This is a genomic window from Pedobacter sp. KACC 23697 (assembly GCF_045348445.1).
Lineage (GTDB): Bacteria > Bacteroidota > Bacteroidia > Sphingobacteriales > Sphingobacteriaceae > Pedobacter.
Genome location: NZ_CP157485.1, coordinates 5,227,734 through 5,249,465, shown reverse-complemented (window position 1 = coordinate 5,249,465; position 21,732 = coordinate 5,227,734). Strand labels below are relative to the sequence as shown.

Annotated in this window: 14 protein-coding genes; 3 read left to right on the top strand and 11 right to left on the bottom strand. The window is 39.6% G+C overall.

The features are described from left to right. Positions 1–8: 8 nt before the first annotated feature. From ABEG20_RS21490 to ABEG20_RS21475, 4 genes are all read right to left on the bottom strand, one after another. A complete protein-coding gene (locus tag ABEG20_RS21490; protein ID WP_406825256.1) occupies positions 9–1,592 on the bottom strand; it encodes a RagB/SusD family nutrient uptake outer membrane protein in 1,584 nt (527 codons plus the stop codon). Positions 1,593–1,607: 15 nt separating this feature from the next. Then, positions 1,608–4,595, bottom strand: a complete 2,988-nt coding sequence (locus ABEG20_RS21485) for a SusC/RagA family TonB-linked outer membrane protein (protein WP_406825255.1) — start codon at positions 4,593–4,595, stop codon at positions 1,608–1,610. A gap of 436 nt (positions 4,596–5,031) precedes the next feature. Then, on the bottom strand, positions 5,032–6,042 hold the full coding sequence (locus tag ABEG20_RS21480; protein ID WP_406825254.1) for a LacI family DNA-binding transcriptional regulator: 1,011 nt from the start codon (positions 6,040–6,042) through the stop codon (positions 5,032–5,034). A gap of 159 nt (positions 6,043–6,201) precedes the next feature. Then, on the bottom strand, positions 6,202–8,241 hold the full coding sequence (locus ABEG20_RS21475) for an ATP-binding protein (protein WP_406825253.1): 2,040 nt from the start codon (positions 8,239–8,241) through the stop codon (positions 6,202–6,204). A 153-nt stretch (positions 8,242–8,394) separates the two neighbouring features. Here ABEG20_RS21475 and ABEG20_RS21470 point away from each other — a divergent pair, with 153 nt between their 5' ends. Both ABEG20_RS21470 and ABEG20_RS21465 read left to right on the top strand, forming a co-directional pair. Next, a complete protein-coding gene (locus tag ABEG20_RS21470) occupies positions 8,395–8,808 on the top strand; it encodes a LytR/AlgR family response regulator transcription factor (RefSeq protein WP_406825252.1) in 414 nt (137 codons plus the stop codon). A 191-nt stretch (positions 8,809–8,999) separates the two neighbouring features. After that, the gene (locus ABEG20_RS21465) at positions 9,000–9,359 is read left to right on the top strand and encodes a PleD family two-component system response regulator (protein ID WP_406825251.1); all 360 of its coding nucleotides are present in this window, start codon (positions 9,000–9,002) and stop codon (positions 9,357–9,359) included. Positions 9,360–9,506: 147 nt separating this feature from the next. Here the strand turns inward: ABEG20_RS21465 and ABEG20_RS21460 are convergent, their stop codons facing one another. Then, entirely contained in the window at positions 9,507–9,872 is a 366-nt protein-coding gene (locus ABEG20_RS21460; RefSeq protein ID WP_406825250.1) for a DUF6717 family protein, read from the bottom strand. Between the two features lie 113 nt (positions 9,873–9,985). Here ABEG20_RS21460 and dinB point away from each other — a divergent pair, with 113 nt between their 5' ends. Further along, positions 9,986–11,038, top strand: coding sequence for a DNA polymerase IV (gene dinB / locus ABEG20_RS21455; protein ID WP_406825249.1), 1,053 nt, complete (start codon positions 9,986–9,988; stop codon positions 11,036–11,038). A 1,476-nt stretch (positions 11,039–12,514) separates the two neighbouring features. On the opposite strand, the gene ABEG20_RS21450 is transcribed toward dinB, so the two are convergent. From ABEG20_RS21450 to ABEG20_RS21425, 6 genes are all read right to left on the bottom strand, one after another. Then, the gene (locus tag ABEG20_RS21450; RefSeq protein WP_406827410.1) at positions 12,515–14,944 is read right to left on the bottom strand and encodes a glutaminase domain-containing protein; all 2,430 of its coding nucleotides are present in this window, start codon (positions 14,942–14,944) and stop codon (positions 12,515–12,517) included. 339 nt (positions 14,945–15,283) lie between these two features. Continuing rightward, positions 15,284–16,117: a PKD domain-containing protein gene (locus ABEG20_RS21445; protein WP_406825248.1), complete on the bottom strand. Its 834-nt coding sequence runs from the start codon at positions 16,115–16,117 to the stop codon at positions 15,284–15,286. A 13-nt stretch (positions 16,118–16,130) separates the two neighbouring features. Then, entirely contained in the window at positions 16,131–17,567 is a 1,437-nt protein-coding gene (locus ABEG20_RS21440) for a PA14 domain-containing protein (RefSeq protein ID WP_406825247.1), read from the bottom strand. Positions 17,568–17,598: 31 nt separating this feature from the next. Beyond that, positions 17,599–19,296, bottom strand: coding sequence for a DUF4983 domain-containing protein (locus ABEG20_RS21435; protein WP_406825246.1), 1,698 nt, complete (start codon positions 19,294–19,296; stop codon positions 17,599–17,601). A gap of 36 nt (positions 19,297–19,332) precedes the next feature. After that, positions 19,333–20,955, bottom strand: coding sequence for a DUF5008 domain-containing protein (locus ABEG20_RS21430; RefSeq protein ID WP_406825245.1), 1,623 nt, complete (start codon positions 20,953–20,955; stop codon positions 19,333–19,335). A gap of 30 nt (positions 20,956–20,985) precedes the next feature. Further along, entirely contained in the window at positions 20,986–21,726 is a 741-nt protein-coding gene (locus ABEG20_RS21425; protein ID WP_406825244.1) for a hypothetical protein, read from the bottom strand. Between the last annotated feature and the right edge of the window lie 6 nt (positions 21,727–21,732).

Genomic DNA, 21,732 nt, shown 5'->3' with positions numbered 1-21,732 from the left:
TATTAAGATTAATAGCCTGTGTTCTGAACCAGATTCGGATTAGCGATTAAATCTGCTGTCGGAATTGGATATAAGTTACGGTAAGCCGGCAAACTTGCACCTGCTTTAACACCACCTTTAAATGGCCATAAATAGGCCGCACCAGTGAATTTGCCATAACGGATTAAATCGGTACGGCGGTGTGCCTCCCAATATAACTCGCGGGCACGTTCGTCTAAAAAGAAATCTACCGATAGCGTGCTTACATCGCCACTGTTGTTACCATAAGCACGGCGACGTAGGTTATTCACATAGGCAAGTGCCTGTGCAGTACTACCGCCCGAACCACCTCGCATTACGGCTTCACCATAGATTAAGTATTGCTCCGCTAAACGGAATAATGCAAAATCCAATGAACTGAATGTTCCGTTTAATGATGCAGGAGTAATTCCTCCGGACGTAACGTTTTTAAATTTGGTTACCCTTAATCCATCTGTAAATACTCCGATATCGTCTACATTGCTTTTTGTACCAAAAAATATACCGCGTTTATCTGCCGTTCCATTAGGATCAGGAAATAAGGCCGGTAAATTCTGACGGGTTCTGTTACCGCCCCAGCCACCTGAAGGCACTCCATACGATGCAGGGCTCATGTCTGCATTGATTGCAGCATTAATCAAAAAGGTAGTTCCACCGAAATTTGTTCCTCTTACCCCATCGTAATTGATGGTTAAAATGTTCTCTGTATTATTAAGGTTATTATCAGCCAGAAATAAATCTTTGTAATTATTTTTTAATAAATAACCTGCATTGATAACCTTACTTGAATAGGTAATGGCTTCGGTGTATTTTGCTGTGCCGGTGTATACCTGGGCATTTAAATATAACCTGGCTAACAATGCCCAGTCTGCTCCTTTATCAGCACGGCCATATTCATTTGTCCGCGCATCGGCCAAATCGCCTTCAATGGCTTTTAATTCTGACTCTACGTAAGTAAACAAAGCTGCTCTTTGAATTTGCTTAGGATTCGTTTTGCCAATAGCATCTGCTTCTGTTACGAAAGGCGGATTTCCGAAACCATCCAATAACACCCAATACTGAAATGCCCTTAAGAAACGGGCTTCGGCACGATAACGCTGAATAGCAGAAGCATCAGAACCGGTAATGTTACGACTTGCCAGTTTTTCTGGTGTACTTTCGCGAAGAAATTCATTACAGATCGTAATCTGTAAAATGCTTTTAGAATATAAACCCCTTAAAAATTGATTATCGGTATTCCAGGTACCATAATCCAATTCAGGAATACCTGTATCTCCCCAGGCACAAATTGCTTCATCGGTTACCAGTTCTTGTGAAGTCCAGAATAACCTGAAGAAATCTGCAAAACCGGCATTCAAACCGCCAATGTCGCTATTATCAGATCCTGTTGGACTGGTTAATGCGTAAGTGGCATACAATTTCACCAGCTCTTGTTTGTATCCTGCAGGCGTAGCATAAACCACGTCGGCCGTTACATCATTCGTAGGCTTTAAATTTAAGGCATCTTTCTTACAAGAATTTAAAGAAAGCAATAAACCTGCGGTTGCCAATATTATTTTAAACGAATTTTTCATTTCTCTTTATCTTTATTAAAAACCAACATTTAAACCCAGTGTGTATGTCCTTGGCCTAGGATATAATTTAAAGTCGATCCCATCTGTTAACTCAGGATCTAATCCTTTATAATTAGAGATAACAAACACATTCTGGCAATTGGCCGTAATTCTTAAATTGGTATTGCTGTTTCTAAATAACTTACCGGCATCATAAGCCAGGCCAAGGTTATCCATTTTTAAGAAAGAAGCATTTTTAACATAATAATCACTCAAAAACTGGCTGGTAGTGAAATTGGTGTTCAGGAAATCGACACCTGCATTGTTAATTAAGCCGGCTGCACTCAGAATGTTGTTTCTGATCCCAAAATTTGATGATACGTTATCGTAAATATAATTGCCTAAGCTAGCTCTGAGTACCGTGCTAATGGTCCATTTTTTATAACTGAAGGCTGTATTGAAACCTAAAGTAATTTTAGGATCCGGCGACTTATAAAAATACTGATCATTTGAGTTCACCACACCATCGCCATTTGTATCTTCATATACGCCTTCCAATGGCTTTCCGGCACTGTTGTAAACCTGTTTGTAAACATAAAAAGCACCAGGAAGTTGGTTTACCGCATTGTATTTAATGGTAACACCTGTTCCGCCAGCAATATCGCCAGCCCCCTGTTTGCTTCCAGGATCAGGATTTAAGGTTAAATTGGTTACTTTTCTTTTGTTGTAAGAGGCGTTAAAACCAAAATCCCATGAAACGTTTTCCGTTTTGATTGCTGCAAAGTTTATACTAAACTCAGCACCTCTTACATCCATATTACCTACGTTGGTAATTAAATTATTGTTAAAGTTTGTTCCTACAGGAATGTTTACCGTTGCCAATAAATCTTTGGTCTTTTTAAAGTAAACGTCTAACGCACCGTAGATTCTTCCTTTAAAAAAGCCATAATCCAACCCAGCATTATAGGTGGTGGTGGTTTCCCATTTTAAATCCGGATCATATGCAGAAGGTGCGTAATAATCGTAAAAGGTATTGCCTATCTGGTATTGGCCTGTATTACTATTGGCATAGTATTTAGCTAAATAACTGTAATCGCCCACGGTGTCACCGTCTTTATTACCCGTTTCACCATAACTTAACCTCAGTTTTAAATCTGAAACTGCTTTACTTTCCTTTAAGAAATTTTCGCCCACAATTCTCCAGGTAAAACCAACGGATGGAAAATAACCCCAGCGGTTTTCTTCCGAAAACCTTGATGATGCATCTGCACGCATGGTTCCGGAAAAGATATACTTATCAGCTAAGGTGTAAACCAACCTTCCGTAATAAGATAGTAGTTTATTGCGGTCAACAGAGAATGGGAATTTAGGCGTTGTTCTCAATACCCCTGTTGCACTGTATTCATTAAAGCTATAACTTGTTTTTGCATTATCGTAATAACCATAACCTGCAGTTGCATCAAAACGGCTTCTGATGCTTTCTACATCTTTGGTATAGTTTAAATAGAACTCTGATACCTTATTGTTTGATGTATTGAGCGATTGAGTAGAAGATCCGTTGGTAGAAAAACCTGTGGCCGCAAACGCCGGAACAAAAATACGTCCTGCACCTTTAGAAACGTCGTACCCTAAATTTAAATTAGCATGTAATTCCGGTAAAAAATGGAAAGAATAGTCGAATCTTACATTTCCAAAACTACGGGCAGCGTTTCCATTGTTATTTCTTAACATGATCTGTGCTACCGGGTTTCTTGGTGCATTTGGATTTAAAGATCCATCTGCTCTTAACCATTCGAAATAATTTCCGAATTGATTATTTGCGTTAACCGATTGTGTAGGGTCAAATTGGATGGCATTGGCAATGGCATTATTGTTATCATTTGCAAAGTGCGATTCAGTTAATGTTCCTTTGAGACTTAAATCAATTTTTAAGTGATCGGTGAATAATCTTGGAGAAACTGTAATGGCTCCGGTGGCCCTGTTAAACCTATCAGTAATTAATAAACCCTGCTGATCTAAATAACCTGCTGATACGCGATAGGGAACCCCGTGAAATTTACCGGCAATACTGAGGTTATTGTCACTGGCAAAAGCATTCTGAAAGATTTCATCCTGCCAATCGGTATTTGATTTTCCCAAAAGCGAAACAAATGTTTTCCCTGCATCATAGGCAGCGGTTGGATTGGCATTTACAAAAGTACGGATCTGATCTGCCGAAAGCACATCTACCTTTTTGGCTATGGTTGCAACAGAATTATTAGTACTGAAATTAATTGCCGGTGCACCTGTCCCTCCTTTTTTTGTGGTAATCAAAATAACACCATTGGATGCTCTTGAACCATAAATTGCTGTAGCATTTGCATCTTTCAATACGGTGAAGGTTTCAATATCGTTCGGGTTGATCAATGATAAAGGACTTGGTGCATTATCGATTGATTTTCCGCTAAAAGGTACACCATCAATTACGATAAGCGGATCGTTACTGGCATTAAGTGAGGCACCTCCACGAATGCGGATTTGACTGCCAACCCCTGGCTGACCGCTGCTGCTAATGATATTAACGCCTGCTACTTTACCCTGAATGAGTTGTTCAGGCGTTGTAATGGTTCCTTTCTGGAAATCTTTAGCACCAACTGTGGTGATTGATCCGGTCAGGTTCTTTTTTTCTGCGGTACCATAACCGATTACCACTACCTCATTCAGTTTCTGTGCATCAGGCACCAATTGAAAATTAACAGTCGCATTTGCTGAAATGCTTACGGCTTTATCCAAGGTTTGATAACCGATGAAACTTGCTGATAGCGTTATCGAACCATTCGATAACCCTGCCAGTTTAAAATTACCATCAACATCGGTTGATGTACTTCTTGTTGTTCCTTTAACAACTACAGAAGCACCGGGTAATGGCAGGCCGGTTTCATCAAGCACTTTACCAGATACCGATCCGGTTTGTGCTTTTACCATTAATGCTGAAAAAACTAACAGCACCAAAAGCCCCTGTTTTAACAGGTAAAATACTCTCATATTTGAAGCTCGTTTAAGTATAAAAATTTGGTTAAATATTATAGTGATTTACACACAGGCCTAATTTACAGCTGTTCAGGAGATTTCAAAATTTATTTAAAAAATATATTTTAGTCGAAAAAATCAGTCAGAAAATCGATCTGAAAATTAGCATTTTACAACCGCATAAAAACTCCAATTAATAATAATACAAAATTTAAAACACTTATAATCAACAAATTATAAAGTATAATTTTTAATTTAAAGTGTAAAAATTACACTAAGCCAATTTCACAGCTTTTTTCGGGAACGTTCCCGAAAAAATTAGGCTAAAAATCAGATCATTTTCGGGAACGTTCCCGAAAATGAATCAGAATTCTGCGTATTTTACACTAAGTGAAGATTTTTTTTGAAAATTTCAGGCAAAAAAACAACCCGTTTTTTAGGCAGTTTTCGGCTATTTATTGGTCGAATTTCGCTTGATTATTTTGGATGTTAAAACCACCTCATTTGGCCGGTTTTTATTGGCTTGATCATCCAATACGGTAAACAGTAATTTAGCTGCTTCTTCCCCTATTTCAATAGCGGGTTGGGTAATGGTAGTAAGTGACGGATTTAGCAATGGGGCGATTTCCAAACTGGAGAAACTGATCACCTTTAAATCATTGGGAATGTGAATATGAAGATCGTAGCAGGCATAATAAGTGGCAAAAGCCAAACGCTCTACCGAGGTAAAAATACCATCGGGTTTTAATTGCATTAAAGCCCCTTTAATGATCAGGCTATTCTCTTCATAACTGTTGCTGCAATCAACAATCAGGCTTTCGTCGAAGGTAAGCTCGTGTTTGGCCAATGCATCAATATAACCCTGCATACGGGTTTTACCTATCGACAAACTTTTATTCACCACCAGGTAAGCAATCCGCTTGCAACCCTGCTCGATCAAGTGTTCTGTAGCCAGGAAACTGCTGTCATAGTCATTCGTAATCACCCTTGGGGTATCAATGTCTTCATAAATCCGGTCGAAAAATACCAATGGCAGTCTTTTAGTCCCAAATTTATTGAGGTAATTGTGATCATTGGCTTCCCCCGAAACCGACATGATGATGCCATCTGCCCGGCCATTGTGCAAGTGGCGAATGAAGGTTACTTCTTTTTGGTAATCATCATCGGTTACATAAATGAGAATATGGTAACCATTTTCCCTGGCTATGCGTTCAATACCGTGTATGGCCTGTGAGAAATAATTATTGGCCAATTCGGGCACAATAACGGCAATCGTTTTGCTTTTTTGCTCCCTTAAATTACTGGCGTAATGGTTAGGCTGGTAGTTTAATTCCTTCGCTTTGGCCAGTATACGCTCCTTGGTAGCACCATTGATGTCACTATTATCCCTAAAAGCCCTCGAAATTGTAGAAGTAGATAAATTTAACGCTTCTGCTAACTTCTTAATATTAATGCTGTCCATTTTTGGCCATTAAACCCTGGTAGTTTGAATAAACGCTGTAAATATAATGTCTCGTAATGAAATTAACTGTCTTTTTTGAATATTATACTATAATTAATTCTGGAATTTTTATTCATCTGAAAGTTATTTAGAGGCGCTCTGGCGATATTTTCAAAAGACCTAAATCGATGTAGCATTATCAATAAGGCCTTTTATCGGATTTGCCGGAATGATGAGTCGGGTACGGATGGTATCCCCTTCTTTGCTTGCTGTTAACTGATAATGATCCAGATCTGCCAGAATTTTGCATAATAACAAACCAATGCCATGTCCTTTGGTTTCCGCTGAAATATTTTGCCAATTCGTGTAGAAATCATCTATTGAGCTTATACTGGCTGACTTGTTCAGGTTTTCAACTTCAAATATTGCGGCAACATTTGTACTGATCAGCCTGATGTGAACAGGCTGATCTGCATCTGAGTATTTTACGGCATTGCTCAACAGGTTTCGCAGAATAAACTCTATATGATGCTCATTTCCTAAAATTTCAACCTCAGGGGGTATATCGGTCGTTAAAGTAATGTTTCGGGCTGTGGCAATGCCACGGGTAGAATTAATGGTACTGCTTAACGTGGATGAAGGATAAAAAGGCGCTATCAAATTATCGTAATGCATATCTAAAGCGCCCCATAGCAGCAGTTTATCCAATATTTCGTTGGCGGATTGCTGTACATTAGCTAACTGTTCAATTAGTTCCTCCTGCCTTGGCGTTCCTATATGTCGCTTAAGCAGAAAAGCCAATGCGTGCAGATCTGACAATGCACCTTTAAGGTCGTGCCCCATAATCGACAGAATTCTATCTTTATGTGTATTTAGTGCACTAAGCTGGTCTGTGCGTAAGTTTAAAGCTTTATTTAGCTTTCTGTTTCGAAGAATAAAGAGAAAGGTAATCAATAATATCATCCCCGTTGCAGCAAATAAGAGCCGGTAGAAATTGCTTCGCTGGTTAGCTTTGTAACGTTCAAAGCCAACTTGTTTAAGTTTTTGGGTCGAATCTTGGAGTTTATGATTGGAAACGAGATTATTGATGGCCACGCTGTTTTCCTGTGTAACGATGCTATCGCGGATGGCCCTTGATTCTTGATAAGCCTCAAAAGCGAATTTATAGTTACCAAACTTTTTGGCTGAATGGGCACGGTGTTCTAAAACCTTCCATAAAAGATCTTTGTCCTGTGCTCTTTTGGCGAGTGCAATGGCCTCAACGAAATATTGATTTGCCTGCGTAAAATGATCTGAAAAGCTGCCGAGGTGGTCAAGCGCATTCGACTGTTCCCGATATAGATTAGCCTCCCTGGCCAGGCTTAGTGCGCGTTGAGCCATTTTTCTGGCTTTTGCTATATTTCCTTTAGCATAATAAATTTTGGAAGCATTGGTCATCAGGATCAAATAAGCATTATAATTGGTGGTGGCAAAGGGTTTAGACAGACCTAGCTCATAATACTTCAAGGCCATATCTGCCTTATCCGAATGCTCATAATAATTACCAATATTGACACATAGATCTATATAATTGGTGTGCAATTTATCCCAATCTTCTTTAGAAAAAGAAGATTCTGCCTTGGTTAGCAGCGATCGGATCAGGTTAAAAGATTTAAAGTAATACCGATAACTCTCATCCGGATTGCCCGTAACTACGTTTACAGAGGCCAGTATCGAATAACAGATCGGCAAATCCACATACACTTTATTTCGCTCATAAATACTAATGGCCCTTAAAATATTCGCTGTGGCTTGTTCATAATCTGCACTTTTGTAATAAAGTACACCTCTTACGCGATTTACATTGGCCAAAACCAGTAGCTGTCCATTTTTAGCTGCCAGCTGCTCTGCTTCATCAAGCGATGCTAAACTTTCTTTTTTTAATCCTTTATTCATTAGCGCAATACCTTTTCTAAATAGCAGCTTAGATAAGCCTTTATCAAATGCTATCGATTTAGCGTGTGCGATGCCTAAATCAGCATACTTCACCACCGAATCTGGCTGGTACCGGTATTTCGTAATACTGTCTAATAAACGGTTTACCCGGGCTGTATCGGATGTTGCATCTCTCCAAAATTTTGCGCTTACGTTGGTATGAAAACTGAGGAGAAACACCACTGGCACGAACAGACAGGAAAGCTTTTTGCAGCTGTTAAAGTAGAGATTTATCTTCGTGTACATGGAGCGAAATCAATTGATATGGGGTACGGAACTAATCTAATAAAAAATATAGTTTTGCCAAAAGTGGATTGTTCCACGGAAATTTTGAAAAGTGTTTTTTTTTGGAAAATTTCAGTTCAACAAATTTCTAACTTTATGAAAATTACAGGGTATATGAAAGCAGAAACTGACAGCATTAAAAAGAAACCATACCGTTGCGTAGTTATTGACGACGATCCTTTGCTTATCGAATTACTCGAAGCCTATATTAATGATACGCCTGAGCTTACCTTAGCCGGAAGTTTTAATAACGCTTCCGAAGCTATACAAGTGTTACGCGACGAACAAAAAATCGATTTTTTGTTTTTAGACATCAAAATGGATGGGATTTCGGGTATCGAAGCTGCAGTAAAATTGAGAAAAGTTGTTAAATACCTCATATTTATCACAGCCTATAGGCAATATGCAATGGATGCTCATCAGGTTAATGCAGACCAGTTCTTACTTAAACCTGTCGATTACAGCAAATTTATTTCCTGCCTGAATGGCCTTTTAGAAAAGAATAACAGGCAACAGAGATTATCTTAATATGAACCCCGGATTTTTCTTCCATAAATACAGCCGTAAAAATAGTTAATCAGCTTACTGTTAAAATTCTCTGAATAAATATTCTTTTTTTTAAAACAAAAAGCATCTTTGCCGCATTAATAACCTATACGCACTTAATCATCTTCTCATTTACCAATTGAAAAACAAACGATATGAAATAAAATTACAAAATGGGAAATAAGAAAATACTCATTGCAGATGACGACGAAGGAATTGTTGATGCGATAACAATGATTTTGGAAGTGATGGGCTATGATGTTGAATTTACATATGATGGTGGGGCAGTTATTGATGCTGTAAAAAACAAACCAGATCTGATCATGCTGGATATCTGGATGAGTGGATATGATGGTAGGGATATCTGCAAGCAGCTTAAGAATGACCCTGAATTTAAGAAAATCCCTATTTTAATGATCTCGGCCAGCAGAGATATCAGACAATCTGCACTGGATGCGGGTGCAAATGATTTTATGGAAAAACCATTTGAGATGGATTCGTTATTGAATAGAGTAGAAATTTTATTGAATTAGATCAAAATTTTCGAGTGCAAAACGCCCTAAAATGATCGTGATTTCGACCGAAACGCAGTGAAGCGAGGTTAGCTATCTCGAAACAGTTTGAGCTTCGCTAAGCAAAAACTGATCCCCGGCTACGCTATAATCCGATCAAAATAACGATCACGATAGAAGTTGCCCAACTTTTTTAAAATAAATCTTTTCAGGTAATTGTTTAAAAACAAATTCCGTTACACCACAAAGCCAAATTTTGTGGTCCTTGTACGCTCCTTTAAATTGTTCTAACAGGTAGTCGCCGCCGCCCCCCAGATTCTCTTCGCGTACATATACAAGATGTAAAATTTCGGCCTGATCAACATGCTCATCAGCCATTAATAATTTACATTCATTTTCTGAAACAGCTATCCAGTTTAACAGCTCATCAGCACCTTCTACCATTTGTAAATCTTCGATAGCCCCACCCCATTCGGGTATATCGGCATACCATTCGTGTTTTGCATTCTTATAAAAACGAATTGTTCTCTCCATATTTTGTAAAGAAAAAAAATCTAACCCAATAATCCTGATAAAAATCACGAAATTTAGATCATTACATGCCTGATTTGACTCCACCGGTTTTAAGAAAAATAATTCATATCGACATGGATGCTTTTTATGCATCTGTAGAACAACGCGATTTTCCTGAATATCGAGGGAAGCCTGTAGTGGTTGGTGGTAAGCCAGACAGTCGTGGTGTGGTTTCTACAGCCAGTTACGAAGCCAGGCAATATGGAATCCGTTCGGCAATGCCTTCGAGTAAGGCTTATCAACTTTGCCCGACAGCCATTTTCGTATATCCGCGTTTTGATGCCTACACGGCAGTTTCGAAATCACTCAGGGAAATTTTTAGTCGGTATACCGATATAATAGAACCCCTTTCATTGGATGAAGCTTACCTGGATGTAACGGAAGACAAACTCGGCATCGGATCGGCTCTTGATATTGCGCAATCAATTAAGGATGCGATTAAAAATGAGTTAAATTTAACAGCTTCTGCAGGTGTATCGATCAATAAATTTGTGGCCAAAGTAGCCTCAGACATGAATAAACCTGACGGCTTAACTTTTATTGGCCCATCCAGGATCGAAGCTTTTATGGAAAAACTACCGGTAGAAAAATTCTTTGGGGTAGGCAAAGTTACCGGCGCCAAAATGAAGGCGATGCAGATTAATACGGGCGCAGATTTAAAAAAACTAACAGAGGCCCAGCTTATTGCCCAATTCGGGAAATCAGGAAGATTTTATTATAAAATTGTTCGTGGGATAGACGACCGGCCTGTTCGGGCAAACCGCGAAGCAAAATCGGTAGGCGCAGAAGATACTTTTGCAGAAGACACCAATGAAGATGCAGTAATGCACGATCTGCTGAAGCAGATTAGCGAAACCGTGGCCAAACGCCTGGAAAAACACCAGCTTAGCGGGAAAACAGTAACCTTAAAAATCAAGTTTGCCGATTTTAGACTCATTACGCGCAGCCGTTCTTTTGCCATACCCATTAACAAAGCAGCAATAATTTATGCCGAAGCGATTAAGCTTTTAGAAGAGGCAGCTATCGGTGTAACACAAGTCAGATTGTTGGGTATTACCCTATCCCGGTTTTATGATGATGTGGAGATAGAAAAGCCAGAAAGTAATCAGCTGGAGTTTGAGTTTTGATCTGATAAATCGTCAATCGAGAGAAAGTCCTTTCAGCCGGCGAAGCAGTCTTACCATGGATGCGACTCTTTAAACCCGGGGCTAATTAGCAAAAACAGTATTTCATTTGCGAGGTTGCAGGGTGTACAAACCACTGTGCCTAAACCCGACAGCAGCGGCAGCCTCCGATTTTTCACCGGAGCTATAGCGCATGGCGGGACTGCAGACCGACAGGAACTACAAGCCAATCATTTCCTAAACAAAAAATCTAATTCTGTTTTGGAGCGCAGGGCCTGTGCAAAACATCAGGATTCTTCCCATTTTCCGCTTATACGCTTCACTTCCTCGTACCTCGGTCGTTGCAGGGTACCGCTACAACCGGGGCTAAAAGGCCAATAAAGTATTTCATTTGTAGAGTTGCAGGGTGCAGAAACCATTGTGCCTGAACCCGACTGCAGACCGCCAGGAACTACAAGCCAATCATTTCCTAAACAAAAAATCTAATTCTGTTTTGGAGCGCAGGGCCTGTGCAAAACATCAGGATTCTTCCCGTTTTCCGCTTGTACGCTTCACTTCCTCGTACCTCGGTCGTTGCAGGGTACCGCTGCAACCGGGGCTAAAAGGCCAATAAAGTATTTCATTTGTAGGGTTGAAGGGGGCAAAAATCATTGTACCTAAACCCGACAGCAGACCGCCAGGAACTACAAGCCAATCATTTCCTAAACAAAAAATCTAATTCTCTTTTAGAGTGCAGGGCATGTGCAAAACATCAGGATTCTTCCTGTTTTCCGCTTATACGCTTCACTTCCTCGTACCTCGGTCGTTACAGGGTACCGCTGCAACCGGGGCTAAAAGGCCAGTAAAGTAATTTCATTTGTAGGGTTGCAGGGTGCAGAAACCATTGTGCCTAAACCCTACAGCGGCGGTTTCCGATCCTTCATCGGAGCTACAGCGCATGGCGGGACTGCAGGCCGCCAGGAACTACAAGCCAATCATTTCCTAAACAAAAAATCTAATTCTGTTTTGGAGCGCAGGGCCTGTGCAAAACATCAGGATTCTTCCTGTTTTCTGCTTATACGCTTCACTTCCTCGTACCTCGGTCGTTACAGGGTACCGCTGCAACCGGGGCTAAAAGGCCAGTGAAGTAATTTCATTTGTAGGGTTGCAGGGTGCAGAAACCATTGTGCCTAAACCCGACAGCAGCGGTTTCCGATCCTTCATCGGAATTAGCGAATGGCAGGACGGATAGCCTCTAAGAACCACAAGCCAATCATTTCCTAAACAAAAAATCTTTCTTGCTTTATGGAATAACACTTTATTTCGGTCGGTGAGACACCAGCCGATAGGTTAATTGTATAATTGGCCTGTGAGTCACAGACCAGGGAATGGGGGGTTAAATTGCATGATTAAAACATTCCTCTAAAAGAGGAAATGAAAAAGGTTCTACAAATTAATGCAGAACCTTGATCGTTAATTTATTGGAGGGGTGAGTTAGTATTATTTACGGTTTAATTTGTCGGCAAGCATTTTCATGTAAAAACCACCTACCACACTACGGGCTTTAAAATTATCGCGGATACCCGTATTTGAATCATAAAAATCATTTAAAGGCACTCTTGATTCTGTTTCGATAGCATGTTTATAAACCGGATGCACCAGCGCCTCGAATTCTTTTTGTGTTGGTGCAAAAGTAGCGGTCCACAAAATCCAGTCGTTTTTAGTATAGGCCTTTCTGCTATCCAGAGGGATACCGTATTTATTTTGTTTCGTCAGATAATATTTGGTCTCGGTATCATATATTTTTTGAGGAAATAAGTTTAAGTTTAAAACCTTATCCCAAACCAGGTTATATTTCTGGCTCCAAGTATTCTTATTATCGAAGGTTAGGGCGTAATGATCGCCGGCATCGGCCATTTCCATCCATTTTGGCACCATACTTTCGGCAATAGCCCTATATTTTTTAGCAATATCATCATAACCCAATGTTTGGGCCATTTGGGCATAACAGGCTATGCCTACAATTGCTTTTACCGATAAATTGGCATTACGGGCCAGGTGACCGGCAAAATCATCGGTACATAATTGTGTTTTAGGGTCTAAACCTTCTTTTGTCAAATAATCAACCCAGGTGGTTAAGGTTTTCCAGTGCGCTTTGGCATAATCGGCATTTCCCTGTGCTTTGGCAATCGCAGCAGTTAAAATGATCATATTACCTGATTCCTCTACAGGCATCGGCTCGCCATAAGTTTGTCCGTTGGCCAATGGATAAGTTCCCAAATCGTGTGCCGCCCAGGGATGAGGATATTTTCCGCTTTCGCTAAAATAGAAAATACCATTTAACATGCCCTTTAATAATTCAGGATTATAAATCAGGTATAATGGTGCAGATGGATAAGTGACATCAACGGTGTTGATAAAACCACCACTGTTATTTTCTTTAGATAACCATAAGATTTCACCCTGTTGACTCTTTACCAGTGTATGTGCGGCAATACTCTGGCGATAACCTAAAACACATAAATCTGCGTATTCTTTACCGCCAGATTTTAAGGCATCTGCATACAAAGTCTGGTTAAAAGCTTCGCACTTTTCGATCACTTTTTTGTATTCGTCAGCCGCAGCCGTTAATTGTGCTTCGATAGTTTCTTTACCCGAGGTATTCCACCACGGCCTTAAGTTTTTATTAAAATATTGAACGCTGTAAATCTCATCATAGCCCAATTCAACATATTTCTCTACTGCAGCTTTACCCACAGTACCAAAAGGGATAATGGTATTTAAGGCAAGCATTTTCCCTTGTTTGGCGGTTGAAGCAGAATTACCTTTTCTAAAAGCATCGGCAGCGTCTTTTTCGCTTGTTACAAACTGGATGGTATTGCTGGTTTTTGGTGCAGCCACATAAAAATAGCCCCAATCAATACGCATATCATCACTGGCTTTTTGAAGAATGGGCTGTTCTACAGTACCTGTTTTTAATACTGATAATTTGGCCGTGCTGTATTTACTGGCTGTAACCTCTTGTGTAGGACGATAAACAGCAATGTTGGATGAGGCACTCAGGTATACTTTTACCTGGTGTGTTTTGCCGTCATTTGCTTTTACCTGATAAGAGACGTAGGAAACCGGACGTGCAAATAAACCCAAATCGTTCATCAATAAGGGTGAAGTGAAAGTTAATTTAAGATCTACTTTACCACAAGTAAAGTTATAAATGGTTTGTGTAGCATTAATATCGACACTTTTTTGCCTGGCAAGCTGTACTTTTTCGGCATTATCTTTTAATTTATCTACCAAACCAAAATCAAGGAAACGCCCGCCCGCAGTATTGATCAGGTGGATGGCCATTACATTTGATCCGGCTTTTAAAACACTTTTATCGCTTTTGCTTAAAGCGATATATTTAAAATCATTTGTCCAGCCTTCTTTTGTGTAGATTTTCTTTCCATTCAGGTAAACTTCAATGTTATCATCGTGATTGATTTTTAAAAACAACTCGTTTATGGATGCCGGGTTAGCCACGTTAAAGGTTCTCCTTACCCATATATCGTGCGATTTCCATAATGTTTTCACATTTTTAGCATCGTCTCCTATGGGTGCATTACCCATTTGCCAGTTGCTGGCCGGGTAGTTTGCAGCTTTCCAATCGCCTTGGGGCTCGGTTTCTGTATACTTTACCTCGTAAGCTTTTTCATCTGAAGCGGGTACCACCGTTTTATAGGTGGTGCTTTCTTTACCTAAAAAACGATAAATACCACCATCGACATTAATCATTCCTAAAAGAGAATGATCGGCGCCGGTCCAATGCTGGGTAGAAGACTCATTCAGCTTATCTGTGGCAGACCAAATGCTGAAATAGGTATTGTGTGTAATTAAAGGATAAGCCGGGGCTTTCCGCTCCTGCGCCTTAAGCAAACTGCCAGCAAACATACAGCCGAGTATGCCTAAGACTTTTAAAATGTTGGTTCTGTTCATAATTGTGTGTTGAAATCTGATTGTATATTTTGGTTAGATTTAAGGTTAGTTAAACGTTTTACTAAAGTATAAAATATAATTTACTTTATGAAAAAGCCGGCTCTTTTTAATTGTCAAAACGACAAATAAAAATCAGGTTTAGATAAATTTTTAAGGAAATCTATCCTATAACTTAATTTTAAGACAAGTCCAGTTTTATAACCTTTCCGGTATTCCAACCTGACTTCTCTAAACAAAAAATACATGAAGTTTTTACGCTTCATGTATTCATCAAAGGGTTTAGAGCGCTATTTATTAAGGTTGTTTTTTATTGATCGTCCATTCGGATAGCTGAAATACACGGCTTCCCCTATTGGCTTTTATATAAAGGCGATAGAATTTATAGGCTACAAAGTTGTCAAAGTAATATCTTTTCGTCACACGTCTTTCACCTGCATTTGCCCAGGGGCAAGAGGTTACGGTATGCAGATCAGTATATTGAATACCATCTATTGATCCCTGTAAAATCCAATACCTTGGATCTCTGTCTTCCCAATCATTTCCTGAAGTTAGGGTATAGGCACCCACAACCTGTGGCGTAGCAAGCTCGAAAGTACATCTCTGCGTACCATCGAAACCTGCCTGCAAAAATTTAGTAGTGATGTCGCCATCCACCAGTTTTTTAGATCCTTCTGCAGAGTTTGGACCGGCATTTGCGTCAATATTTACAGAAAATATACCCCCTACAGTTTGCATATAATTCTCCCCAATTTTTGTGGGGTCGAAATTCGGATCGACAATATTTAAAAGCACTTCTTTTGAGGCAGAATAACCCTGACCGTTTCTGGTGGTTAAGGTAACCTTGTATTTACCAGGGAAACGATAAACATGTTTTGGATTGACCAAAACCGAAGTACTATCATCTCCAAATTGCCACAATAAGGTTTTATAATTTGTAGAAGTACCGGTAAACTGATATTCCAAAAACTTGGTCGGACTGGCAACCGTGTAGTCAAAACCTGCTGTTGGTTTAGGTTCGTCCACTACGGGTACAACCTCTTCTGCATCTTTCTTACACTTTACTGTGGTGATTACAATAAGTATTAAAAGAGATAGGATACTACATGATCTTTTTACATTATTTTTCATATCTAATTAATATTTAAGGTGTTGGAAATAATTGAGATTTTGGTATTACCCTTTTTGATAAAACATTCGGCACTTCGATTTCAAGATAAGCCTGCTGCCCACCTACATTTTCACGGTGATGTGCTTCAATGGTATAACGTTTTCCACGTTCTAAGAATATGGTACCTTTTCGGGTGTCTTTATCCCACTGGGTATTATAATCATCTACCAAAGCAACACCATTTACATATAACCTTGAGCCATCATCCCAGCGGGTTTGATAAAATGTATAAGTGCCGCGTACGGGCGCCAGGAACTCACCTTTCCATTTACTTGCGAAATTATCCCTGCTCAACTGCGTTCCAGCTGCATTTTTTACATTATCCGGCCATCCATCGCCACTAAAGTTAATGGTTTCATCAATCCTGGTCACAAATGGCGCACGTCCGTCATCCGGGTCTAACTGGGTATTGGTATAATATCTGGCAGTTAAACCAGTACCGTTCCCGGTGATGTACGAGTTATTATCCAAATTTACATTAGGGTCTACAACCACGATTAATTTACTCTTTGTAGGGTGAATTACATGATTGTTTGCGTCACTAATACTGAAGGCGAATGCAAATTTCTTGTTGGCAACAATGTTGGCATCAAAAACCGGCCATGGAATCTGAAGCCGCACAACGGCGCTAGAAGCACCTGTGGCAAACCGAACCAAAGTATCAACGCTGTAATCTTTAGCCGCCAGATGTATGGCATCAGCGGGCAAAGTTCCGTTACCTACCAAAGTAGCAATGGTATCAATATTCTCTTTAATTTTAATGTTAAAAGCTGTTGAGGGTTGGTTCTCTAAATTTACAATAAGTGGAATGGTTACCCCCGCAGGCCCCACAATGTAATCGCCTTGGTACACCACGTTATAGATACCGCCAGTTTTTAAGGTTAAATAGTGTAAATCGGTAGGTTTTAACAAGTCGGATGTATTGATGATCACCATAATGGTAGATTTGCCGGCAGCAATCTTATTTCCTTTGCCCGGAGCTGAAAGTTTTAGTGCAAAAACAACTTTTTTACCATAATTGCGCTCTAATACAGAGCGGCGCACAATGGCAACACCTTCACTGTTATCGGTTCCATAAGCCACATTAATTACATTGGGATACTCTACTGCTGTAGATGGCATAATTACGGCATTGTTAATGGCTCCATTATTAATTAACTGCGCAACGGTATCGTTATTTAAAGTTAAACCCACCTGAAAGGCCTCTTCTGCAACACCGGTTAAAGAAATTTTAAAAGGCACCTTAACGTATTCATTATCTATGGAAACCTTTCCGGCAACAATACCTTCTCCTGTTATACTTCTGGTATCGGGATCGGGTAATGTTAAATCTTCTATTCGTGATTTGCGGCAAGAATAAATGCCAATGATGGCTAAACTTATGAATGCGATATATATAATTTTTTTCATTTTATGCTATTTTAAATGATCAGCAAATCTGTTATTGATCTAACCAAACGCGGCCATCAAGCCCCCAGGTTTGTTTATTGGCAATTTTTAGCCAGTTTATGATCTGCGCCGGAATATCTGATGTTTGCGGAACAAATATGGCCAGTGTTTCGGGTGCCGGAGGACAGATCAGATCGTTAAAACTCTCCCAGTTATAAGTTCCCTGAAATTTGAAATCATGTGCCTGAGAACTAATATCGGCCATGATATTGCCATTGCCATCCGTTGCGGGCCAGTATCCTACCAGAAAATTAAAGTATGGATGGCTTTGATCTATTGAAGTTTGACAGGCATAATTGCCAATCATGCCATCCGGAACAGAAAACTTAAAAAAGCGGATATCACTTACATATACATCAGGTACACCATGGCCATTTCCGTTTAAAAATCCCAATTTTAAAGGATTAGCATTTGCCAACGAGCCTGAACCTGTAATCTCAAGTTCATTATTAAAGTTACCATTGGTATAGGTGCGCACAAATCGCTGCCCGTTACGTACCTCTATCTTTGCAGTTAAGTTTGTCCATTTCCCTTTGGCAAAACTCCCGCCCCTGCATTGGTGGTAATCTCCATCTTTAGTGCCGCGCCATTCAAAATACCAATAGTCTTCTTCCAGATAAATCACCCAGCCAACACTAGGGTGGCCTCCAGACCACTCGTTACGTTTACCCAAAACACTTGGCCAGAAAAATTTGTCTTCGTTCTTTTTAACCTTTAGCTCAATGGTCGCCTTTGTAGTGTCGTCTATATTGTAAACATTAGCATCAGCAGCATCAATTTGTGCCCTTACATCTTCACCCTTAAAACGGATGGTTTTACCTAAGTACCTGTTACCTGTAAATGGCTTTGTTAAAATTCGTTTGTTGTAGGTTGGCGCATAATAAATTACAAATGAGTTTGCTTTGGGCTGGCTAAAAATGGTCTGGTCATCGGCATTTGCAGGTAAGGTATATTGCCCGCCTGCACTTGATGCGATCACAACCAGCCATTGCTCACTGTTATAATCAGGCCGTTTCTTTAGTGCAGCAAGAAGTTCACCTATTGTTGTATCAAATTTTTCGATCGCTGCTTTATAAGCTGGAAAAGAAACATCATAACCGGATGCTGCCCCTGCCGCATTAATTCCTGTAAAGTGCCCAACAATAACTGATGCTGTATCGCTGCTTATATTGCTGATCAAACCAGCTTTAACGGCATCATCGTCTGCCACCAAATTACTGGCATCGGCCCCTGTATTTAACGATTTAAAAACCGATGAAGAGGTATAGGTAACAATTTTCGATTTTGCACTGGCCTCTTTAATCCGGTTAAAGATAATGGGGTAATTCTGCAGATTGCTGTTCGTTAATGCATCATTGGTAACTTTATGTTTTTCCTTCTTAACCCCGGTTAACATATTTGCCCAATTGCTTGCATTTGAGGTGGCTTCAGGATCACTTAAACCAACCCAGGTGTAGATGGCGTGCGGTAAAATGGCATCAATATTAGGCGTATTGGCATCTAAAACGGATTGCCCCCTCGCGCCATCAACCACTAAATAGAGTACCTTACGGTTTCCGAATTTAACGGTTGTAGTATCACTTGCATTTTTATCTCCTATTGTTCTATCGAACTCCTTATTGCAGGAAAATATGGCCGTGGTGATGATTGTTGCGATTAAGCCAATCAATAATTTATATTTTTTCATCATACTCATCTTAATTTATATTCTGGTTAGCTTAATCTATTATTCGATGGTTACCCTAATGATGTGATACAATGGTAAATTATCAAAGCGATAAAATTCTCCAATTAACAATAGTGCTTTTTTACCATCTGCCGATTTGGTTTCGATCACATCAGATAAGCCACCAGTAAAAGGACCGGTAGAATTGTATCCTTTTGCCAATGTTCCAGTAGGTGTTAACACCATAAAACCATTTCTGGTAACGTTATTGTATTTAATAAAGTTACCGCTCGCCACAATTAATCCATTGTTAAGCTGCTTGGCGAAACCAGGAAAACCACCTTCAAATGATCTGGAAGCAAATGTCTCATCTAAAGTTCCATTATCATTTAAAACAGCCATACCAAATGCTGGTTTACCGTTGTATTGAGTAAAGGTTCCGGTAATTACATATTTTTTTGTGGTCGCATTATAAGTACATGAACTTATGCTATTATCTGCCCCCGAGCCCGGCGTGAAAGAGGGATCGATGTTTCCATCAGGGTTTAAACGAACGATGCGATTGGCCGGTTGACCATCAAAGGTACTAAAGCTACCAAATACCACCAGTTTTTCCATTTTCTCTGCATCGGTATGCATATAACTATCGATATTTCCATTTCCACTTTCTTTCCCTTTATTGGTCGTGGTGTTAAAACGAAATGTTTTATCCAGGCTACCATCTAAATTAAAGCGCAAAACCTGTCGGATATCTGTACTATCCAAGATTACCGTATCTCTCGATAAATCGTAATTAAATTTATCGTAAGTTCTTTTTACGTAAAACCTAAAATTACCTGTTGCTAAAATTTTTCCCTGATGGGCATATAAACGGTTGATATAACCATTGGTACCACCGTTAAACCTTGGAAACCATTTCTGCGTAACCGTATCGGTAACCGTTGGCTTTCTTTTCGTTTGGATTTTTACCGTATCTATTGCTCCGGTGGTGAATAAACTGGTAATATTGCTGATATTTTCGGTACGCTGGTTAAATCCGCTAAAACTACCCGCAATAATAAAGCGACCGCCAATTTCCAAAACCCTAAATAATGAACCATTTGCTCCTTTTCCGGTACGGAAAGTACGATCGTATTCTCCATCAACGGATGTTCTGGCAATCCGATTGATTGGAACCACACCGCCTTTGTTATCAAAGTTGGTAAAGTTACCTACAACGATAGCTCTTCCATCAGGCATTTCGTAAAACTGACTTACATAACCATTTGTACCCGCTGACGCTTTAAAAGTAGGATCGATCTGAATGAGTCCCTTTACGGTAAAAGTTGGGCCAATAAATAACTGATCGCCAATGGCGATGGACGTTACGCCTGTACTTCCGTTTTCCGGAACTTTAACGGTAATTTCTGTAGCCGTTACACTAACTACCTCGGCCTTTTCTCCGTTGAACATAAAGGTTAACTGATCTTTATATTTATCAAAACCCGAGGCTTTGATAACCACAGCGGTACCTACAATCCCAATAGCAGGAACAGGGACATCGGTTTGCGAAATGGCCACCCCCAGAGGCGATTTGGCATCAGCATAGGGGTCAGGAATCACATCTTCTGCTTTTTTACATCCTTGAAAGCTTAAAGCAATCAAAGAGATTATAGTGAGTATAAATTTAATTTTTTTCATCATTTAATTTATTGATTTAAAAACAGTTATGACTTATTTTGAGGAATTAGAAGATGCTAAACCGCCAAAATATACATCACTAAAAAAATCACTCTCGTTAAAGCCAAAATAAGCGCCACCTCTTGTGTCATTATAGGCCAAAGTGTGTACCACGCCATTGGTAGGTTTGATATCAGATGATGCGACCTTGTTGATGTACCAATTATCATTAGGTTTTGAAGGATCAGGGATATATGTTAAGTTTAATTGACGGTACCCGATGTATTTGATATTGTTTGCAGTAGCATAGGTTACCCCAATATTTGAGATATTGCCTCCAAAAGAATAATACAAACCGCCCGGATATACACTTTTAACATCAAAATCGATCTGCTGATAATCTTTCAACCGGTTTACGCCTTTAAACATGTAGCGCTGCAGATATCTCCTCCAGATTAACGGGCTAATCTGATCCAGTGTTTTAACAGTATCTTTTCCGGCGTAAAAAAGAAAATTATTTAATCCATCGGTTCTAATGGTTCCAATTGTTTTTTTAATTACCTCATCATCAGGGGCAAAAAAAGTAAAGTCTTCATTAGAGAAGGTGCTTTCCATACCCGCCAGTTTTACAATTTGCGCTATGGTATCAAATGGTACTTTTTTAGCCTGTAAATATTGAAGCATATTCCCATTAAAATTAGGATTGGCCAGGCCACCATCGCGATAATATTCATCACGTTTACAAGCATTTAATAACAGCAGTAAAGCAGCACAAGCAAAAATTAGCTTTTTCATATATCT

Excerpts from the sequence above, each read along its gene's own strand:
- ABEG20_RS21435 (WP_406825246.1), bottom strand. The coding sequence starts at position 19,296 with ATGATGAAAAAATATAAATTATTGATTGGCTTAATCGCAACAATCATC.
- ABEG20_RS21450 (WP_406827410.1), bottom strand. The coding sequence starts at position 14,944 with ATGTTTGCTGGCAGTTTGCTTAAGGCGCAGGAGCGGAAAGCCCCGGCT.
- ABEG20_RS21445 (WP_406825248.1), bottom strand. The coding sequence starts at position 16,117 with ATGAAAAATAATGTAAAAAGATCATGTAGTATCCTATCTCTTTTAATA.
- ABEG20_RS21430 (WP_406825245.1), bottom strand. The coding sequence starts at position 20,955 with ATGATGAAAAAAATTAAATTTATACTCACTATAATCTCTTTGATTGCT.
- ABEG20_RS21465 (WP_406825251.1), top strand. The coding sequence starts at position 9,000 with ATGGGAAATAAGAAAATACTCATTGCAGATGACGACGAAGGAATTGTT.
- ABEG20_RS21480 (WP_406825254.1), bottom strand. The coding sequence starts at position 6,042 with ATGGACAGCATTAATATTAAGAAGTTAGCAGAAGCGTTAAATTTATCT.
- ABEG20_RS21440 (WP_406825247.1), bottom strand. The coding sequence starts at position 17,567 with ATGAAAAAAATTATATATATCGCATTCATAAGTTTAGCCATCATTGGC.
- dinB (WP_406825249.1), top strand. The coding sequence starts at position 9,986 with ATGGATGCTTTTTATGCATCTGTAGAACAACGCGATTTTCCTGAATAT.
- ABEG20_RS21460 (WP_406825250.1), bottom strand. The coding sequence starts at position 9,872 with ATGGAGAGAACAATTCGTTTTTATAAGAATGCAAAACACGAATGGTAT.
- ABEG20_RS21485 (WP_406825255.1), bottom strand. The coding sequence starts at position 4,595 with ATGAGAGTATTTTACCTGTTAAAACAGGGGCTTTTGGTGCTGTTAGTT.
- ABEG20_RS21490 (WP_406825256.1), bottom strand. The coding sequence starts at position 1,592 with ATGAAAAATTCGTTTAAAATAATATTGGCAACCGCAGGTTTATTGCTT.
- ABEG20_RS21475 (WP_406825253.1), bottom strand. The coding sequence starts at position 8,241 with ATGTACACGAAGATAAATCTCTACTTTAACAGCTGCAAAAAGCTTTCC.
- ABEG20_RS21470 (WP_406825252.1), top strand. The coding sequence starts at position 8,395 with ATGAAAGCAGAAACTGACAGCATTAAAAAGAAACCATACCGTTGCGTA.
- ABEG20_RS21425 (WP_406825244.1), bottom strand. The coding sequence starts at position 21,726 with ATGAAAAAGCTAATTTTTGCTTGTGCTGCTTTACTGCTGTTATTAAAT.